The sequence below is a fragment of the Ruegeria sp. CDSB022 genome, assembly GCF_059611145.1.
This window is the reverse complement of record NZ_JBXWOZ010000001.1, coordinates 822,110-839,575: the sequence shown is the minus strand read 5'-3', so window position 1 is coordinate 839,575 and position 17,466 is coordinate 822,110. Positions and strand designations below refer to the sequence as shown.

Genomic DNA, 17,466 nt, shown 5'->3' with positions numbered 1-17,466 from the left:
CATTCACGATGAAATGAGCGAAATTAAGCATAACACCCATGCGGCATCTGCCGTTTCGGACTATACACTGCACAAAACAGTGGTGCTTGTAGGTATGATGGGGGCCGGAAAGACCGCCGTAGGCCGCGCTTTGGCCGCTCGGTTGGGGGTTCCTTTCCTCGATAGCGATGCCGAAATCGAATCAGCGGCCAACATGACCATCCCCGAGATATTCGAGCGTGATGGCGAAGCCTTTTTTCGCAGCAAGGAAAGCCAGGTCATCGGGCGGCTTTTGGTCGAGGAAAAAGGTATCCTTTCTACCGGCGGCGGTGCCTTTATGACCGAACAAAACCGCGACATGATCACTCAACGCGGGGTGTCCGTTTGGTTGCGCGCCGATTTGGGTGTGTTGTGGAACCGCGTTCGCCACAAGGATACGCGCCCGCTTTTGCGCACCGAAAACCCGTTCGCGACCCTTCGTGCATTGTACGATCAGCGTGTTCCGATCTATGAACGCGCCGATCTGGCGGTTTCGTCCGACGGGGATGTCTCGATTGAAGATATGGTAGAGCGTGTCGTCAAAGCTCTGATGACGCGACCTGATGTTTTGGAACGGAAATAGATGCACCAAACCGTACATGTTGAGCTTGGGGATCGGTCCTATGATGTTGAGATCGGCCCCGATCTGCTGATGCAGGCCGGTCAGCGCATAGCGCCTTTGCTGCCGCGACCCAAAGTAGCGGTTCTGACCGATGAAAACGTGGCGAGCCTGCATCTTGACGCGTTGCGGGATGGGTTGGCCAGCGCAGGGATCGAAATGTCCGCATTGGCGCTGCCCGCGGGCGAAGCCACCAAAAGCTGGCCGCATTTTGAGCGTGCGGTCGAATGGTTGTTAGCCGAGAAAATCGAGCGGCGTGACGTGGTGGTTGCGTTCGGAGGTGGGGTTATAGGTGATCTCGCAGGATTTGCCGCGGCCGTTTTGCGCCGGGGCGTACGGTTTGTTCAGATACCAACTTCGCTGCTAGCGCAGGTCGACAGTTCGGTCGGCGGCAAAACCGGGATCAACGCACCGCAGGGCAAGAACCTGATTGGCGCATTTCATCAACCCTCACTGGTGCTGGCGGATACTTCGGTTCTGGGCACAATGACCGACAGGGATTTCCTGTCCGGTTATGGTGAGGTCGTAAAATACGGGCTGTTGGGGGATGCGGCATTCTTTGAATGGCTCGAGGGCCATGGCCCCGATGTCTCGGGCGGGGATATGGCCGCGCGGGTTCGGGCCGTCACCCGATCCGTTCAGATGAAAGCCGACATCGTCGCTCGTGATGAGACCGAGCAAGGGGATCGCGCCCTGCTGAATCTCGGGCATACGTTCTGTCATGCGCTTGAGGCTGCTACCGGGTATTCTGATCGTTTGCTGCATGGAGAAGGCGTTGCGATTGGATGCGCACTGGCATTCGAACTGTCGGCGCGACTTGGATTATGTTCGCAAGAGGACCCAAGCCGGGTTCGGGCACATCTGCGTGCGATGGGCATGAAAACCGACATTTCCGATATCCACGGGGATTTGCCCGACGCCGAAGCGCTGGTCGAGCTGATGGCGCAGGACAAGAAGGTTATCGATGGCCAACTGCGTTTCATTCTAGCCCGAGGCATCGGGCAGGCATTTGTCACGTCGGATGTTCCGCGGGATGCGGTTTTGAGTGTCCTCAAGGACGCGCTGGGTTGATCAACGTCCGCGAATGATCATTAACTCGCCAATATTTTCACGGGTAATATAGCCGACCATTTGATCTGACCGCGTGCAGACGGCAACTGCGGGGGCACCCCCGTGGAACTGTTTCAGAACCGCTTCCAATCCGCTGCTCAGGGTCACTGTCGGGATATCCTCAACCATGATTGAACTGGCCAATTCTGACCGGGGAATATCTTTGGCGAGAGCAGCAAACAGCCGGTCGCGCGTAACAAAGCCCTGCAGTTTCCCTGTTGCATCCAACAATGGAAATTCATGCTGAGTGGTGTGAATGACCGCTTGAGCGGCGGTCGCAAGCGTGTCGCTTGGCGATAGGGCGTGAAACTCGGTGATCATGGCGTCGCGGGCCAGAACCTGACGCGCCACTGATCGCATTGCGACGTCCTGGCTTTCTGCATTGGCGGCAACGAATACAAAAACCGCGATCAGAACCAACAACGGATTGCCTGTGCTTAGCCCCAGAAACCCCAATCCTACCGCCACTATCTGACCGGCAAATGCGGCAATGCGCGTGGCCTTGACCCGATCCATCCTCAGGCAGAGCAGTGCGCGAAAAACGCGTCCACCATCCATCGGGAATGCGGGGATGAGATTAAAGGCAGCCAGAAGAAGGTTCACATAGGCGAGGCGGTTCAATAGCCCGGTCTCGGGTGAATCAATATTGGCGAGTGTTTCAAATGGCATTCCTGCGCCCAAAAAGACGAGGATGATCCAGATGACGACGTTTACCGCAGGACCGGCCAAAGCCACCGATACCTCTTGCATGGGGTTCTCTGGCATCCGTTCCAATCGGGCAAGACCGCCGATCGGCAATAAAGTAATGTCCGGAGTTTTTATGCCATAGCGCCGCGCCATCAGCGCATGACCAAACTCATGCGCGACCACACATGCAAAAAGGGCAAGCACGAAAATCAGGTTCCCGATCGCGGCCTGCATCCCTCCGGTAGAATAGGCAGCGAATCCAACCCATGCCAACAAGAGGAAAAAGGTGACATGGACCTTCAGTTCCGACCCCAATAGTCGGCCGAGCGAGAAGGACCATGTCATGATGTGTCTCCGGTGTGCCTAGAACGGAATCTCGTCGTCGTCTATTCCACCAGATGCGGGTGCCGGGGCGCTGGATTGTCCGCCATAGGGGTCACCATAGCCACCACCTGCCTGGCCGCCACCGTAACCGCCGGATTGACCACCGCCACCGCCGCCGCCTTCTCCACGCGCATCCAGCAAAGTCAGCTCGCCGCGATAGGGGCGCAAAACCACCTCAGTGCTATAGCGGTCCTGACCGGACTGATCCTGCCACTTGCGGGTTTCCAGCTGACCTTCGATATAAACTTTGCTGCCCTTGCGCAGATATTGCTCGGCAATGCGGGCCAATGGTTCTGAAAAAATCGCGACCGAGTGCCATTCTGTCCGCTCGCGGCGTTCGCCGGTGTTGCGGTCTTTCCAGGTCTCGGAAGTGGCGATGCGCAGATTGCAGACCTTGCCACCGTTCTGGAACGACCGTACCTCGGGATCACGCCCCAGATTTCCTACCAGAATGACCTTGTTGACAGAACCCGCCATGTATTTCCCCGTTCTTAACTGACTTGAGTGCGCCCGAATCTGGCGCTGTGTATTTCTGAGACCCTATACGCCCTGAACCATGGTTGGAACATGGATCATGAGAAATGAACTGGTCGGGAGTTTGCACATAGAAAATTTACCATGCTTTCATTATTGGCTGAAATACATATACTCACTCGGGTTCGTGGCAGTGCGGGACAGGCATTAATGCGTTTCAGATTTTGTTTTTTATCGGTTCTATGCTTTGCGTTGACCTGTGGACTCGCTGCGGCGGATACGCTGTCTACCAAAAGCCGTAAGGACATCTTTCTGAAGCAATCCAAATATTTGGACGGCCGTGCGGCCACCCAGTACCGCGATTCAGATCGGTTGAAGCCTAAGACGCCTCAACCACAATTCAGTAAGCGATATTCCGGCAACTATCGGGGTGAGTACCTGACGATGGCGCGGCAAGCGGCTCGTAAACACGATGTTCCCGAAGAGCTGTTCCTACGCCTTGTTCAGCAGGAAAGTGGATGGAATCCCCATGCCGTGTCACATAAAGGCGCCTTGGGTCTGGCCCAGTTGATGCCCGGGACCGCACAATTATTGGGCGTGAACCCGCGCGACCCGAAACAGAATCTTGAAGGTGGAGCCCGGTATTTGTCCTGGCAATACCGCAAGTTCAAATCCTGGCGGCTTGCGCTGGCCGCCTATAATGCCGGACCTCAGGCTGTTGAAAAACACGGTGGCGTACCACCCTACAAGGAAACCCAGAATTACGTGAAGGTGATTTGGGGCGGTTAGGCCGCCCGATGAATTGCCGGATCAACAGGTGATGCGGCTTAGCCAAATCAGCGCGTTCAGTGACAGGCTGCTCGAGGTCGTGTCGCTTAATTAGGGCGCCGGAACCACCTTACCGACGCCCTTGTTGCGTACCCAATCCCATTACTCAGCGGCGATTTTAATGACGGGTTCCATACGTGCCAGGATGTCGTCTGCCAGATGGCATTTGACCTGATGACCGTCTGCCAGAGTTTTCACGGGTGGGACATCTCTTTCGCAAAGACCGTTGGGGACTTCGGATTTCCAGCGACAGCGGGTCTGAAACGGACAGCCAGGAGGCGGGTTCATCGCTGATGGGATGTCGCCTTCCAAGACGATGTGCTGCTTCTCGACCGATGTATCGGCGATGGGGACCGCGCTCAGCAGGGCTTCTGTATAGGGATGATAGGGCGGTGCAAACACCTGATCAGTGGTGCCTAGTTCGACCACATGGCCCAGATACATCACCATCACCCGGTCGCTGAGATAGCGTACGATCGACAGGTCGTGGCTGATGAACAGCAGTGTGGTTTTGTGCTCGCGTTGGATCTCCATCAGCAGGTCGGTTACCGCCGCCTGCACCGATACATCCAGCGCCGAGACCGGCTCATCCGCCACCACGATCCGCGCATCCCCGGCAAAGGCGCGGGCGATGCCGACACGTTGTTTCTGCCCGCCCGATAGCTGTCGCGGCATCCGCTCGGCAAAGGCGCGGGGCAGTTTCACCAAGTCCAACAGTTCGAGCATCCGCTTCTTGCGCTCGGCCTCGGACTTGCCGACGCCAAAGATTTCCAGAGCGCGGATGATTTGACGGCCCACGGTCATCGAAGGATTCAACGTGTCGAACGGATTCTGGAACACCATCTGAACCTCACCCACCGTCTTGGCGTCGCGCTCTTCGATGGGCACGTCCTCGATATTGCGGTTGTCCAGCAGGATCTGCCCGTCCGTTGCCGTCTCCAACCCCATAAGAACTTTGGCAAAGGTGGATTTGCCGCAGCCGGATTCGCCCACAATGGCGAGTGTCTCGGATTCATGCGCCTCAAAGCTCAGAGTTTCGTTTGCTTTGACTACCTTCGCTTCGCCGCCGCCAAACAGTGCATTTGCCGCAACCTCATAGTATTTCTTGAGATTTTCCATCTTAAGAACAACGCGGCCAATCTCACCTTTTTCCTTTTGCTCGGCCAGGGTGATGGGCGCGTTCCAGTCGATCTCCTGAAATTTCAGACAGCGGGTATGATGCCGGTCATTGCCTGGCACGGCCTCCATCAGAATGTTCTGCGCGTCACAGCGACCTTCCTCGAAATAGTCGCAGCGTGGGCCAAAGTTGCAGCCCGGCGGGCGCTCATGTGGCAGGGGGAAATTGCCCGGAATGGCCACCAGCGGGCGCGCGTTCTTGTCCGCACCCGGCAGTGGAATCGACCGGAAGAGCGCCTGCGTATAGGGGTGCTGCATTTCGTCGAACACATCCTTGATCGAGCCGCGCTCGACCGCTTCGCCGGAATACATCACGCACAGCCGGTCGCAGGTTTCCAGCACCAGCCCCAGATTGTGGCTGATGAACAGCATAGAGGTGCCGTATTTCTTGCCCAGATCCTTGACCAGCTCGACCACCGCGGCCTCGACGGTCACGTCAAGCGCGGTGGTGGGCTCGTCCAGGATCAGCAACGATGGCTTGGACATCAGCGCCATCGCGATCACGATGCGCTGTTGCTGGCCTCCCGACAGCTGGTGGGGGAAAGAATTCAGCATCCGTTCAGGGTCGGGCAGGCGTACATCGGTGACCACTTCCAGCGCACGGGCATAGGCCTCGTCCTTGCTGACGCCCTCGTGGATCATCGGTACTTCCATCAGCTGCCGACCGATCTTCATCGCGGGGTTCAGGCTGGCCATAGGTTCCTGATAGATCATGGCTATTTCATTGCCGCGAATATCGCGCAGTTCTTCGGCCGTCATCTCGGATAGGTCACGACCCTTGAACTTGATGGATCCGCCAACAACACGCCCGTTCTTGCCCAGATCCTGCATCACGCCCAACGCAACGGTGGATTTCCCGCACCCCGATTCCCCAACCAGCCCCACAGCTTCACCAGGCTGCACGCTGACCGAAAAATCCATCACTGCAGGGATCTCGCGCAACCGCGTGAAAAACGAAATCGACAGCTTGTCGATCTCCAATATCGGGCCCTCATAGGACGCAAGTTTGGTCATCTGTGTTGCTCCTCACCAGATCCCGGGGATCCCCTTCATCTGGCCAAAAATACCTCGGGGGTCCGGGGGCAGGGCCCCCGGCCGCTCATACTTCAGTCCTTCAGACTTTCTTCGCGCAGGCCGTCAGCCAACAGGTTCAACCCAAGAACCAGTGTCAACAGCGCCAGCGCAGGTGGCAGGGCAGGGTGCAGATAGATCGACAAGAGCTTGCGCCCTTCATTGATCGTCGACCCCCAATCGGGACTTTCGGGTGGTAGCCCGAGGCCAAAGAATCCCAGGGTTCCCAAAAGGATGGTCGTATAGCCAATGCGCAGACAGAAATCGACGATCAGCGGCCCGCGCGCATTGGGCAGGATTTCCCAAAGCATGATGTACCATGGACCTTCACCACGGGTTTGCGCTGCGGCAACATAATCGCGGGTTTTGATGTCCAACGCCAGGCCACGCACGATACGGAATACCGTGGGTGAGTTTACGAAAACCACCGAAACGAACACGACCAGAATGCCGCCGGGGATATTGAACAGGTCCAGATAGGTGGGCAGTCCCCAGATGTTGTAGCTGTTGGTTTCGATGATGTAGCCGTCTGTTGAAATCAGAGATAGATAGAGCCACATCGCGATGCCCAACACTCCGATCAGCAGAGGTGTGCGGAAATTGGGCCGCGTATAGAACCGCGAATTTAGTAGGACGCAAAGAAACAGGATCGGAAAGACGAACAACACGGCTGCCATATAGTTCGGCACACCGGTTGCCACGATCTCGGGCGTGACCAGCAGATAGAACAGCAGGATTACCGGGAAGGCCAGTATCAGGTTTGCCAGGAAGGACAGGAACGTGTCCAGACGTCCGCTATAAAACCCCGCAGGCAGGCCCAAAGTAATCCCGACCATGAAGGCAAATATGGTTGCCATCGGTGCGATCTGCACCACGATCCATGCCCCTTTGACCATCCGGCTGAACACATCGCGGGCCAGATTGTCCCCACCCAGTAGATACCAGGAATATGTTCCGTCCTCGGTGCTGGGCATTGGAGTTCCGGGCAACTTGTTCTTCATACCTGAAACCTGCGCCAGCGGATCATGCGTGACGATCAGGTCCAGCGCACCAAAAATGCCGGTAAAGACCCAGAACATCACAAGGCCAAAACCGATCATGCCGATGGGGCTGTCAAACAGTTTGCCGTAAAGGCCCAGCTTGCGCTTGAAGGCGATCGACATTGCAAACAGGATGATCAGCGACATCCAGACAGGTAAAAACTGCCGAGAGATCGCTCCGATAATCCCGGCGCTTGTCCCCATCAAAATGCCAAGCACCACATATGCCAGACACAGCGCGACGCAGGCGAAAAAGCTGTATCTCAGCGCGATCTGCGTCAGGCCGCGCAGGCCGGTATCTGCATTGATTGTGCCGTCGATATTCACGACGACCGGCGTTTCGGGCAACACGATGCTGCCCAAGATCCAGACGATGATTGATACCCCTAGTGCAACCAGTGCGATCATCAGCAAGGGGTTCAGAATGGCGATAGAGCCGGTCCAGGTAAGTGGTTCCATGTTCTGTCCCTCCTTACGAAATTCGGATGCGTGGGTTGAGGTAGACATAGCCGATATCCGAGATCAGCTGCGTTACCAGCACCACAAAGACCGACACGACCGAAATCGCCAGCAGCAGCTGGATGTCGTTATTGCCTGCTGCCTGAACCAGCGCCCAGCCGAACCCTTTATAGTTAAACAGGGTCTCGACGATCACCACGCCGTTCAGCAGCCAGGGAAACTGCAGCATGATGACTGTGAACGGTGCGATCAGCGCGTTTCGCAGCGCGTGCTTCATGACAATATTCGGGAAGGAAACACCTTTGAGCCGCGCGGTACGGATATATTGCGCCGTCATCACCTCGGTCATCGAGGCGCGGGTCATACGAGCGATATAGCCCATCCCGTAGAGAGCAATAGTCAGTACCGGTAGGAAGAAGTTTTCAAAGGTCGGGTTCTCCATCGCCTGTGTCGCGGTGCCTTTGAACCATTTCAGGCCAACGGCGGACGAAGTGAAGATTGCGATAAAGATCACGCCCGACACATATTCCGGGGTCGCTGTCGTCGTGATGGCGAATGTTGAAAGGGTCCGGTCGGTGGCCGATCCTTCTTTCATACCCGCCAGAACCCCAAGGATCAGCGCCGAAGGGACCATCAGCAACATAACCCAAAGCATCAACCGACCGGTCAGGGCCAACCGGGTGCCAACAACTTTCGAAACTTCCTCTTTGAAAACAGAGGAGTACCCCCAGTATCCCTGCAGGATGCCACAGAAGCTTGGCGAGCTTTCTGCGGTTTCACCGGGCAGGATACATCTTCCTTGCACACTGCCGTCGTCGTTGGTGTGCCGATAGGATGGCAGCACGCCCAACCATTCGCCGTATTTGATCGGCGTCGGCTGCAGATACCCGTTTTTCAGAAGATAGCTTTCAACCTGTTCGTCGGACATCCGAAAATTGCCTTGTGTTTTGGCAAGCTTTTCGAGGTTTGGATACAGGTTGGTGAGGAAGAAGACCAAGAATGTCAGGCACAAAGCTGTGATGAGCATGATGCCGACACGCTTTAGAATGAATAGTCCCATATTAGCCCCTGTTGGTGGCCAGTGCAGGTGTCAAAAGCCCCACACTTCGCTGTTTTTTGGTCGCCACGATACGGACGAAAAAGCCGCGCCCAATCGGCGCGGCTTGTATCTGTCGGCTTAGGAAAGAACGCCGAACTTATAGATTTGTGGCAGGTCGGCGATGTGCTTTTCAACCCCAACCATATTATCGCGGTGGTGACGCATCGCCGTCCGCCAATAGGGTTGGATGGTCACGCCTTCTTCGATCATGATCGCCTGCAGCTTGGCCATGACTTCGCGACGCTTGTCGACATCCGCGATCGAGTTTGCCTCGGCCAGAAGCGCGTCGAACTCGTCATTGGCGAAACCAGCCTCGTTCCAGGCTACGCCCGATTTGTAGGCCAGCGCCAGAACCTGCGTGCCCAGCGGGCGGTGGTTCCAGTTGGTCGACGAGAAGGCGTATTTCGTCCAGTCGTTCCAGAAGGTCGAACCCGGAAGAACCGTATGACGTGCCTTGATGCCAGCATCGTTCAACTGAGCGACCACGGCCGCGGTCGTGTTGCGGCGCCAGTCGTCGTCGATGGACTGAACCTCATGCTCGAAGTCACCCATTCCGGCCTCGTCCATCAGCGCTTTGGCCGCTGCGGGATCAAAGGGCAGGCGGGTTACAGCGGAATCATGTTCCGGGTGCATCGGGCCAACATGGCAGTTGTCGGCAGGAATGCCGTATCCCGACATGCCCAGCTCCAGGCAGACGGCGTTGTCGACGGCCATGGCCAGGGCCTGCCGCACACGTTTGTCGGCGTAGATCTTGTTGCCGTCGGCATCTTCGGCCAGCTGGTTCGGGCGGATGACGATTGTAAAGCCCGATGGAATCTCGGACCGTGTCAGGCCGATGCTGTCAAAGATGTCTACGAATTCGCCGACCGACTCCCAGTTCATGTCGATCTCTTCGGCCTCATAAGCAGCCAGGAAGGCCGCAGGGTCGGTGCCGTAGTCGATGAATTCGATCCGATCGATATAGCCACCTTTGCCCGCAGCATATCCCCACCAGTCGTGCTCTTCATTGCGGACCAGTACACCCTTTACGCCCACTTCGTGGCTTTCAGGGATCATGAAGCCAGTGCCAATCGGGTTGGCCAGCATATTGTTGGGATCGTGGCTGCTGTGCACGATGGCTGCGGGGTAGTCGGCCATACCAGGAATGATCGTGATATCGGGCGTGTTGCAAGTCAGCTTGACCGTGTGATCATCGACCACAGTGATTGCACCTTCACCCGCTTTCTGGGTTGCCTCGTCAACCAGGGATGACATGCGCGATGCCATCGAGTTCCCCTCGACTGCCGCGTCACACCACATTTCGATGTTGCGGGCGACATCCGCTGCGGTGAAGTCATCACCGTTGTTCCACTTGACGCCTTTGCGAACGTTCAGCGTGTGCTCAGTCGCGTCATCGTTGGATTCCCAGCTTTCCAGCAACATCGGCTTGAACGAACCGTCATTGTTGTATTCGACCAGATATTCCAGCCATCCAGCCGTGAAGGTCGCAATTTGCGTCCAGTCATAAGTACGTGGATCTTTCAGGGCGCGCACTTCCATCTGATAGCGGATAGTTCCACCGCGCGGTGGCTCTTGTGCTTGTGCCGGAGACGCCAGGCCGATCATTCCATAGGCGGCGGGGACGGTAACCCCCAATGCCGTCACGCGCGCCAAAAACTCGCGGCGGCTTAGTTGCCCGTCGCGGTACTCTTGCGCGTGCATTTCCGCGGCACGATGGATCGGCGCTCCGGTAATGGTTTGGTGTTTCATTAATGTCTCTCCCTGTGACATCGATTTTGATGAAGTAGCTCTGAACCGCTCAGACCGGTTGGTGTCAGGCAGCAGGTTCGTGTGTTTTTTTTTGGATATGCAGCATCCCCATGGCGTCATTCGGCACCAGATTTCCCATGAGGTCAATGTCGGAAATCGTCATCAACTGCACAAAAGCGACATTTTGAGGCCGAAGTTTCCGTCATCGCGGATGCTTAATCTGTGCTCCGGGTAATTCAAATAAGTGACCGCCAATCAGATTCGATCACTTCGAACCTGCGGCTGTTGTCTTGAAAATGTGTTTGTAACGACCTTAAGTATCACTTTGATAAATCAGCGCGAATCCAGTTTCTCATGCGTGCGCGAAACCACGTGCGCTGACGTTTGGCAAATTGACGGGTCGAGATTGTGGCACGCTCGCGCGCGTCATCCAGTGTGATACGGCCTTCAAGATAGGCTACCAACTCGGGAACGCCGATGGCCTTGAAAGACGGCAGCGAGGCGTCATACCGGTTTCGCATCGCCTCAACTTCTTCCAAAGCACCACTTTCCAGCATCAGGTCAAACCGGCGCCTGATCCGATCCAATAGCCATTCTTTGTCGACATCAAACACAATGGGCACGGCGTCTTGCGGGTTCAGGACCGGAGGAGGGGTGTCGGCTTGCCAGTCCCGCAAGCTGCGCCCGGTGGCTTGCTGAACTTCCCACGCACGTTGAACGCGGGCGCGATTCCGGGTGTCAATCCCGGCCAGGGTTTTAGCATCGACCCCATCAATCAGTGTAGCTAGGTCCAGTTGATCCGCGGCAGCCCGAACTTTGGTCGGAGTCGCCGGGATATCGGCCATACCTTCGGTCAGGGCAGAAAAATACAAACCTGTACCGCCCACAATGATGGGGCGCTTACCGCCGGACAGCAATGGCTTGACCTCGCGCAACCAGTGGCCAGTCGAATAGTCCTGATCATAAGGCACATGACCATAAAGCAGATGCGGCGCGCGGGCTTCTTCCTCGGCGGAGGGACGCGCCGAGATCACGCGCCAGCAATCATAAACCTGGCTTGCATCTGCATTGACGATCACGCCGCCGAACGTTTCGGCGATCTTCAGCGCCAATGCTGATTTCCCCGATGCGGTGGGCCCGGCGATCAAGACGGGTTTGTCGTCAGGAATAGGGGGAAGGCGGTCCCAAATCTGCGTCATCTTGGCATTGGCCATTCAGGTTGCCTCATTCCTTATGATCCGCATTGAACCCGCGGAGCTTTTGCTTCATTTTGCGCCGGAATTAAACCCGTGCCAGCCCGGAGCGCAATATGACCATTTCCCCCACAACCGACACTGTCGATACGACCAAGGCGAAATACAGCCGAGTGATGCTGAAGATTTCGGGCGAGGCGCTGATGGGAGATCAGGGTTTTGGCCTGCATCCCCCCACCGTTCAGCGCATCGCGCAAGAGGTAAAGTCGGTGCATGACCTTGGGGTCGAGATCTGCATGGTCATCGGCGGTGGCAACATCTTCCGCGGCCTCAGCGGTTCAGCTCAGGGGATGGAACGGACGACGGCGGATTACATGGGTATGCTGGCTACGGTAATGAATGCGCTTGGCATGCAATCGGCGCTTGAGGAGGTTGGCGTGTTTACTCGTGTGATCTCGGCCATTCGTATGGATGAGGTTTGCGAGCCTTACATCCGCCGCCGCGCTGTGCGGCATCTGGAAAAGAAACGGGTCTGCATCTTTGCCGCTGGAACAGGGAATCCCTATTTCACCACAGATACCGCAGCGACACTGCGCGCCAATGAGATGGCTTGCGAGGCGATCTTTATGGGTAAGAACGGCGTGGACGGTGTCTATGACAAAGACCCCAAAGAACATGCGGATGCGGTGCGTTATGACTCGGTCAGCTACGATGACGTGTTGGCAAAGCGGCTGAAAGTCATGGATGCATCGGCCATTGCGCTAGCGCGCGACAATAACCTGCCTCTGATCGTATTCGGATTGGATGAGCCGGGCGGTTTCCGCGGTATCCTGGCCGGTGAGGGAACCTACACAAAAGTTCAGGGCTGACACCCGAACGATACTCATTTTCAAGGCCGGGCATAATTGCCCGGCTTTTTCTTTGGTTCAGGGCACAGTGTTCTTGACGATGGCAAAAGCTGTGGGCAATTTGTCGGCGTACTTGCGCGGCAAAGGCGCAGGTTCTGCGGGCACCTGAAAGTGTCGGCTGGGCTGGAAGACCTGCCATGATTTCTGAGGGTTCCGAAATCATGCTCGGGCACCTCTTGGATAGGCAAGCATGATCAAGGAGGCACGTGCCATGAGCACTCTGGATATCAATTTTGTTCGGTCGCAGTTCCCGGCTTTTTCCGAACCCAGCCTGCAGGGGCAGGCATTTTTCGAAAATGCTGGTGGATCATATACTTGCAAGCCGGTGCTTGATCGTTTGACGCGCTATTACACCCAGCGCAAGGTACAGCCCTATGCCCCCTATGAAGCCAGCCGTCTGGCCGGAGAGGAAATGGACGAGGCCCGCGCCCGAATGGCTGCGATCATGGGTGTGGATGCAGATGAACTGAGCTTTGGCCCGTCGACCACGCAGAACACCTATGTTCTGGCGCAGGCATTCCGACAGTGGATGCAGCCGGGTGATGCGATTGTCGTGACAAATCAAGATCATGAGGCCAATTCGGGGCCTTGGCGCCGTCTTGCTGATGAGGGCATAGAGGTTCGCGAATGGCAGATAGACCCCGAATCCGGGTCTCTGAACCCGCAGGATCTTGAGGACATTCTGGATGAAAAGGTGCGTCTGGTCTGTTTTCCGCATTGTTCGAACGTGGTCGGGGAAATCAATCCGGTTACCGAGATAACTGCGATTGCACATGCGGCAGGCGCGTTTGTCTGCGTCGACGGTGTCTCTTACGCGCCGCATGGATTTCCGAATGTCGGTGATCTGGGACCGGATATCTATCTGTTTTCGGCGTATAAAACCTATGGTCCTCATCAGGGGTGCATGGTGATCCGCCGGGCATTGGGTGAGCTGTTGCCCAATCAGGGGCACTATTTCAACGGCGATGTTCTTTATCAACGCTTTACCCCTGCAGGGCCGGATCACGCACAGATCGCCGCCAGCGCGGGAATGGCGGATTACGTCGATCTATTATGCGAACATCATGACGGACCCGGAACTGGTGCTGCAGCGCGGGGGGCGTTTGTCCACGACCTGATGCGCGGGCACGAGATCGCCCTGCTACAACCGGTTCTGGATGCGGTTAAAGATCGCAATGCAGTCCGTCTGATCGGAACCTCTGATGCCTCGCGGCGTGCGCCAACGGTCGCGCTGGCGCTGAACCGAAATGCTGAATCTGTTGCTGCCAATCTTGCCTCGCATGGGGTTATGGCCGGTGGCGGCGATTTCTATGCCGTGCGTCCTTTGCAGGCCATGGGTGTGGATCTGGGTGAAGGTGTTTTGCGAGTCAGCTTTACGCATTACACATCGAAACGGGAAATTGATCAGCTTTTGAATGCGTTGGACGCAGTTTTGTGATCCAGTTCTGACACTGCTGCGTAGAAAGGTAAACAATACGGAGCAGTCATGGGACCCAAGAGCCCGCCGATAATTATGTGGTTCCGACAGGATTTGCGACTGTCGGACCATCCTGCACTCAGCGCTGCTTCGGCAACGGGGAGGCCAGTTATTCCGGTCTATATTTTCGACGATCTCGGGCAGGCCTTGGGTGCGGCTCCTAAATGGCGCCTCGGCAATGGCCTTGAGGTGTTTGACCGTGCGTTGGCGCAGTTGGGAAGCCGTCTGATCTTGCGGCGCGGGGATGCATTGGAGGTTCTGCAAAACCTGATCAAGGAAACCGGATCCACCGAGGTCTATTGGTCTCGGGCTTACGATCCGGACACGATTGCCCGAGATACAAGGATCAAGACGGCTCTGACCAAATTGGGCGTACAGCCCAAATCGTTTTCCGGGCACCTGCTTTTTGAGCCCTGGACCGTCCAGACCAAGACCGGAACGCCTTTTCGCGTGTTTACACCAATGTGGCGATCGGTACAGAAACGCGAGGTTCCATTCCCACATGCGCGACCCGCCGCGCTGACCGCGCCGAAGGAATGGCCGCATACAGATACTCTGGAGTCGTGGGAAATGGCCGCGGGAATGCACCGCGGGGCATCAGTTTGCGCCCGCTATGTACAGCCAGGGGAAGACGCAGCGTTCAAAACGCTCCATCGGTTCTTGGAACGGCTTTCGGGGTATCCCGAAGCCCGGGATCAGCTGGCCGAGGAAGGAACGTCGGGCATTTCCGAATATCTATCGCTGGGTGAGATTGGACCGCGTAGCGTCTGGCACGCCCTTCAGGGCGCAGAGATGTTCGGCATGTCCGGTACCGAAGCCTATTTGCGGCAGTTGGTTTGGCGTGAATTTGCCTATCATTTGATGTTCCATACGCCTCATTTGTTAAGCAACAACTGGAAACCGGAATGGGATCAGTTCCCTTGGGGCCAAAACGCCTCTAGCCCCGAGATCATTGCTTGGAAGCAGGCAAGGACAGGCATTCCCGTGGTCGATGCTGGGTTGCGACAAATGTACGTCACGGGTCGCATGCACAATCGCGCACGGATGATTGTCGCCAGTTATTTGACCAAACATCTGATGGCGCACTGGAAAATCGGTATGGGCTGGTTTTCCGATTGCCTGACCGATTGGGATCCGGCCTCAAATGCGATGGGTTGGCAATGGGTTGCTGGGTCCGGCCCAGATGCGTCCCCGTTTTTCCGTATTTTTAACCCCGAGGCGCAGCAAAAAAAATATGATCCCTATTGCGACTATGTGCGGAAATGGGTGGCCGAAGGACAGTCAAACCCGCCCTCAAGCGCACTTGATTATTTTGAAGCCATTCCCTGCAAGTGGGGTCTTGATCCGTCTGCGCCATACCCAAACCCTGTTGTGGGTTTGGCCGAAGGGCGCGCGCGCGCCTTGTCGGCCTACGAGGGCCGAAAAAGCCGGTAAAGAACTGAAAACTTGCCAGAAACACAAACTCGTTTTAGCCTTCTACAACAACCGCACAGGGGAGAGCGGATGGTTCTAACTACAATCGAAGGGCAGACAGACCTGCCAAGATATTTTGCACATGTTCTGAATATGCTGAACCAGATGGAGCAGGGGCAGCTTGATATTGCCTTGCCAGACGGTCGTGTATTTCGAACCGAAGGCAAACGCCCTGGGCCTGTCGCACGGGTCGATATTCACAATCCGGACGTATTTGCACGACTTATCCGGGAGGGTGAGCTGGGGTTTTCAGACGGATATCTGGAAGGCGATTGGAGCACACCAGATCTGCGTGCCTTCATGGATCTAGTGCATCTGGGTACCGAGACCGTGTACGACGATTTCACCGGGAAATTTCTGGTACAGGCCTATGAACGCCTGCGCTTTTGGTTGCATCGAAACAACCGTCGACAGGCTAAAAAGAATATCTCTTATCATTACGATTTAGGTAATGAATTCTATGGGTTATGGCTAGATGATACCATGACCTATTCCAGTGCCTTGTTCGAAACCGGACAGGAAAGCTTGGAAAAGGCACAAACCGCTAAATACGCCAGTCTGGTTGATGAAATGGGTGCCAAACCCGGTGACCATATTCTGGAAATTGGCTGCGGATGGGGTGGTTTCGCCGAATATGCAGCAAAAGAGCGTGGCCTGCGGGTCACAGGCTTGACGATCAGCAAGGAACAGTTGAGCTTTGCCCGTCAACGCATTGAAAAAGAAGGACTTACAGATTTAGTTGATCTGAAGCTGCAGGATTATCGTGACGAACGGGGCCAATATGACGGGATCGCCTCTATTGAGATGTTCGAGGCAGTTGGTCAGAAATATTGGCCGGTCTATTTCGACACTATCCGTGATCGCTTAAAACCTGGCGCACAGGCAACCTTGCAGATCATTACCGTCGGCGATCATCGCTGGGATGTGTATAAGAATGGTGTTGATTTCATTCAGAAATATATCTTTCCGGGGGGGATGCTTCCGGCTCCGACAATTCTGCAGGAGCAGGTGGAGAATGCGGGTCTGACCGTGGTGAAGTCAAAAGAATTCGGCAAAAGCTATGATCTGACACTGCGCCGCTGGTACGAGACGTTCAATGACAAATGGGACGAGATTTCGGGAATGGGGTTTGATGAGCGTTTTCGCCGCATGTGGAATTATTATTTGACCGCTTGCGGCGCGGCCTTTGACACCGGCAACTGTGATGTGACACAGATCACCATAGCGAAACCTACTTAGTAAACGGACCTTTAGAATGCCCAGCGCCTCACGTCTTGTCGCAGCCCTTTGTCTGGCGGTGGTGGCATTTCTGGTTTCCAGCATGATCATAGCAAATGGTGAAGAAGGCAAAAGCTATGGCTACTTCACTGTCGTCAACATGGCCCTTGGGGTCGCGTGTGGTTGGAAAATCATGGGTAAACGGACCGGCAAGGGGTGGACCGCTGCCGTCAATAACGGACTGACAGGCATTGCCTCGCTGGTGTTTTGGGGTCTTTTCGTTCAGGGCACCTATGAGATGTTCCGCTTGGCCATGCGCCACCGCTATGACGGCCCGTTCGAGGCCCTTATGGCGATATTCAAGATTGGCGTTGGCTATGGCGAACAGTTGTTAGCTCCGGAAATTCTGTGGACTTTGGCTATTGGCGCTCTTATCGCCGGTTTGGCGACGGAAGAAGCAAGCCGCCGCTGGCGCTAGTACCC

Annotated in this window: 15 protein-coding genes; 8 read left to right on the top strand and 7 right to left on the bottom strand. The window is 55.9% G+C overall.

Annotated elements, in window-relative coordinates; genetic code table 11:
* Window positions 1-13: 13 nt before the first annotated feature.
* Both AC2FIZ_RS04220 and aroB read left to right on the top strand, forming a co-directional pair.
* Window positions 14-601: a shikimate kinase gene (locus tag AC2FIZ_RS04220; protein WP_281994724.1), complete on the top strand. Its 588-nt coding sequence runs from the start codon at window positions 14-16 to the stop codon at window positions 599-601.
* Window positions 602-1,708, top strand: coding sequence for a 3-dehydroquinate synthase (aroB, locus tag AC2FIZ_RS04215; protein WP_281994723.1), 1,107 nt, complete (start codon window positions 602-604; stop codon window positions 1,706-1,708).
* Here aroB and AC2FIZ_RS04210 read toward each other — a convergent pair whose 3' ends face one another.
* On the bottom strand, window positions 1,709-2,779 hold the full coding sequence (locus AC2FIZ_RS04210; protein WP_271946697.1) for a site-2 protease family protein: 1,071 nt from the start codon (window positions 2,777-2,779) through the stop codon (window positions 1,709-1,711).
* Window positions 2,780-2,797: 18 nt separating this feature from the next.
* On the bottom strand, window positions 2,798-3,295 hold the full coding sequence (gene ssb, locus AC2FIZ_RS04205) for a single-stranded DNA-binding protein (protein WP_142634245.1): 498 nt from the start codon (window positions 3,293-3,295) through the stop codon (window positions 2,798-2,800).
* A gap of 207 nt (window positions 3,296-3,502) precedes the next feature.
* On the opposite strand from ssb, the gene AC2FIZ_RS04200 reads away from it, so the two are divergent.
* A complete protein-coding gene (locus AC2FIZ_RS04200) occupies window positions 3,503-4,081 on the top strand; it encodes a lytic transglycosylase domain-containing protein (RefSeq protein ID WP_142634243.1) in 579 nt (192 codons plus the stop codon).
* A gap of 141 nt (window positions 4,082-4,222) precedes the next feature.
* On the opposite strand, the gene AC2FIZ_RS04195 is transcribed toward AC2FIZ_RS04200, so the two are convergent.
* The 5 genes from AC2FIZ_RS04195 to miaA all read right to left on the bottom strand — a co-directional run bounded on the left by AC2FIZ_RS04195 (window position 4,223) and on the right by miaA (window position 11,913).
* Complete coding sequence (locus tag AC2FIZ_RS04195) at window positions 4,223-6,310, bottom strand: dipeptide ABC transporter ATP-binding protein (RefSeq protein WP_142634241.1); 2,088 nt, start codon at window positions 6,308-6,310, stop codon at window positions 4,223-4,225.
* 92 nt (window positions 6,311-6,402) lie between these two features.
* Entirely contained in the window at window positions 6,403-7,866 is a 1,464-nt protein-coding gene (locus AC2FIZ_RS04190) for an ABC transporter permease (RefSeq protein ID WP_281972214.1), read from the bottom strand.
* A 13-nt stretch (window positions 7,867-7,879) separates the two neighbouring features.
* Window positions 7,880-8,926, bottom strand: coding sequence for an ABC transporter permease (locus AC2FIZ_RS04185; RefSeq protein WP_281972213.1), 1,047 nt, complete (start codon window positions 8,924-8,926; stop codon window positions 7,880-7,882).
* Between the two features lie 117 nt (window positions 8,927-9,043).
* Window positions 9,044-10,714, bottom strand: a complete 1,671-nt coding sequence (locus tag AC2FIZ_RS04180; RefSeq protein WP_142634235.1) for an ABC transporter substrate-binding protein — start codon at window positions 10,712-10,714, stop codon at window positions 9,044-9,046.
* A gap of 320 nt (window positions 10,715-11,034) precedes the next feature.
* Entirely contained in the window at window positions 11,035-11,913 is an 879-nt protein-coding gene (gene miaA / locus AC2FIZ_RS04175) for a tRNA (adenosine(37)-N6)-dimethylallyltransferase MiaA (protein ID WP_281972211.1), read from the bottom strand.
* A gap of 110 nt (window positions 11,914-12,023) precedes the next feature.
* Here miaA and pyrH point away from each other — a divergent pair, with 110 nt between their 5' ends.
* From pyrH to AC2FIZ_RS04150, 5 genes are all read left to right on the top strand, one after another.
* Complete coding sequence (pyrH, locus tag AC2FIZ_RS04170; RefSeq protein ID WP_281994720.1) at window positions 12,024-12,776, top strand: UMP kinase; 753 nt, start codon at window positions 12,024-12,026, stop codon at window positions 12,774-12,776.
* A gap of 250 nt (window positions 12,777-13,026) precedes the next feature.
* Window positions 13,027-14,253 (top strand): aminotransferase class V-fold PLP-dependent enzyme, encoded by a 1,227-nt coding sequence (locus tag AC2FIZ_RS04165; protein ID WP_496790636.1) that lies wholly within the window; start codon window positions 13,027-13,029, stop codon window positions 14,251-14,253.
* Between the two features lie 48 nt (window positions 14,254-14,301).
* Window positions 14,302-15,726, top strand: coding sequence for a cryptochrome/photolyase family protein (locus AC2FIZ_RS04160; protein WP_496687745.1), 1,425 nt, complete (start codon window positions 14,302-14,304; stop codon window positions 15,724-15,726).
* A 69-nt stretch (window positions 15,727-15,795) separates the two neighbouring features.
* Complete coding sequence (locus tag AC2FIZ_RS04155) at window positions 15,796-17,004, top strand: class I SAM-dependent methyltransferase (protein WP_496687748.1); 1,209 nt, start codon at window positions 15,796-15,798, stop codon at window positions 17,002-17,004.
* A gap of 16 nt (window positions 17,005-17,020) precedes the next feature.
* Window positions 17,021-17,461, top strand: a complete 441-nt coding sequence (locus AC2FIZ_RS04150) for a TrgA family protein (RefSeq protein WP_142634225.1) — start codon at window positions 17,021-17,023, stop codon at window positions 17,459-17,461.
* Window positions 17,462-17,466 lie beyond the last annotated feature (5 nt).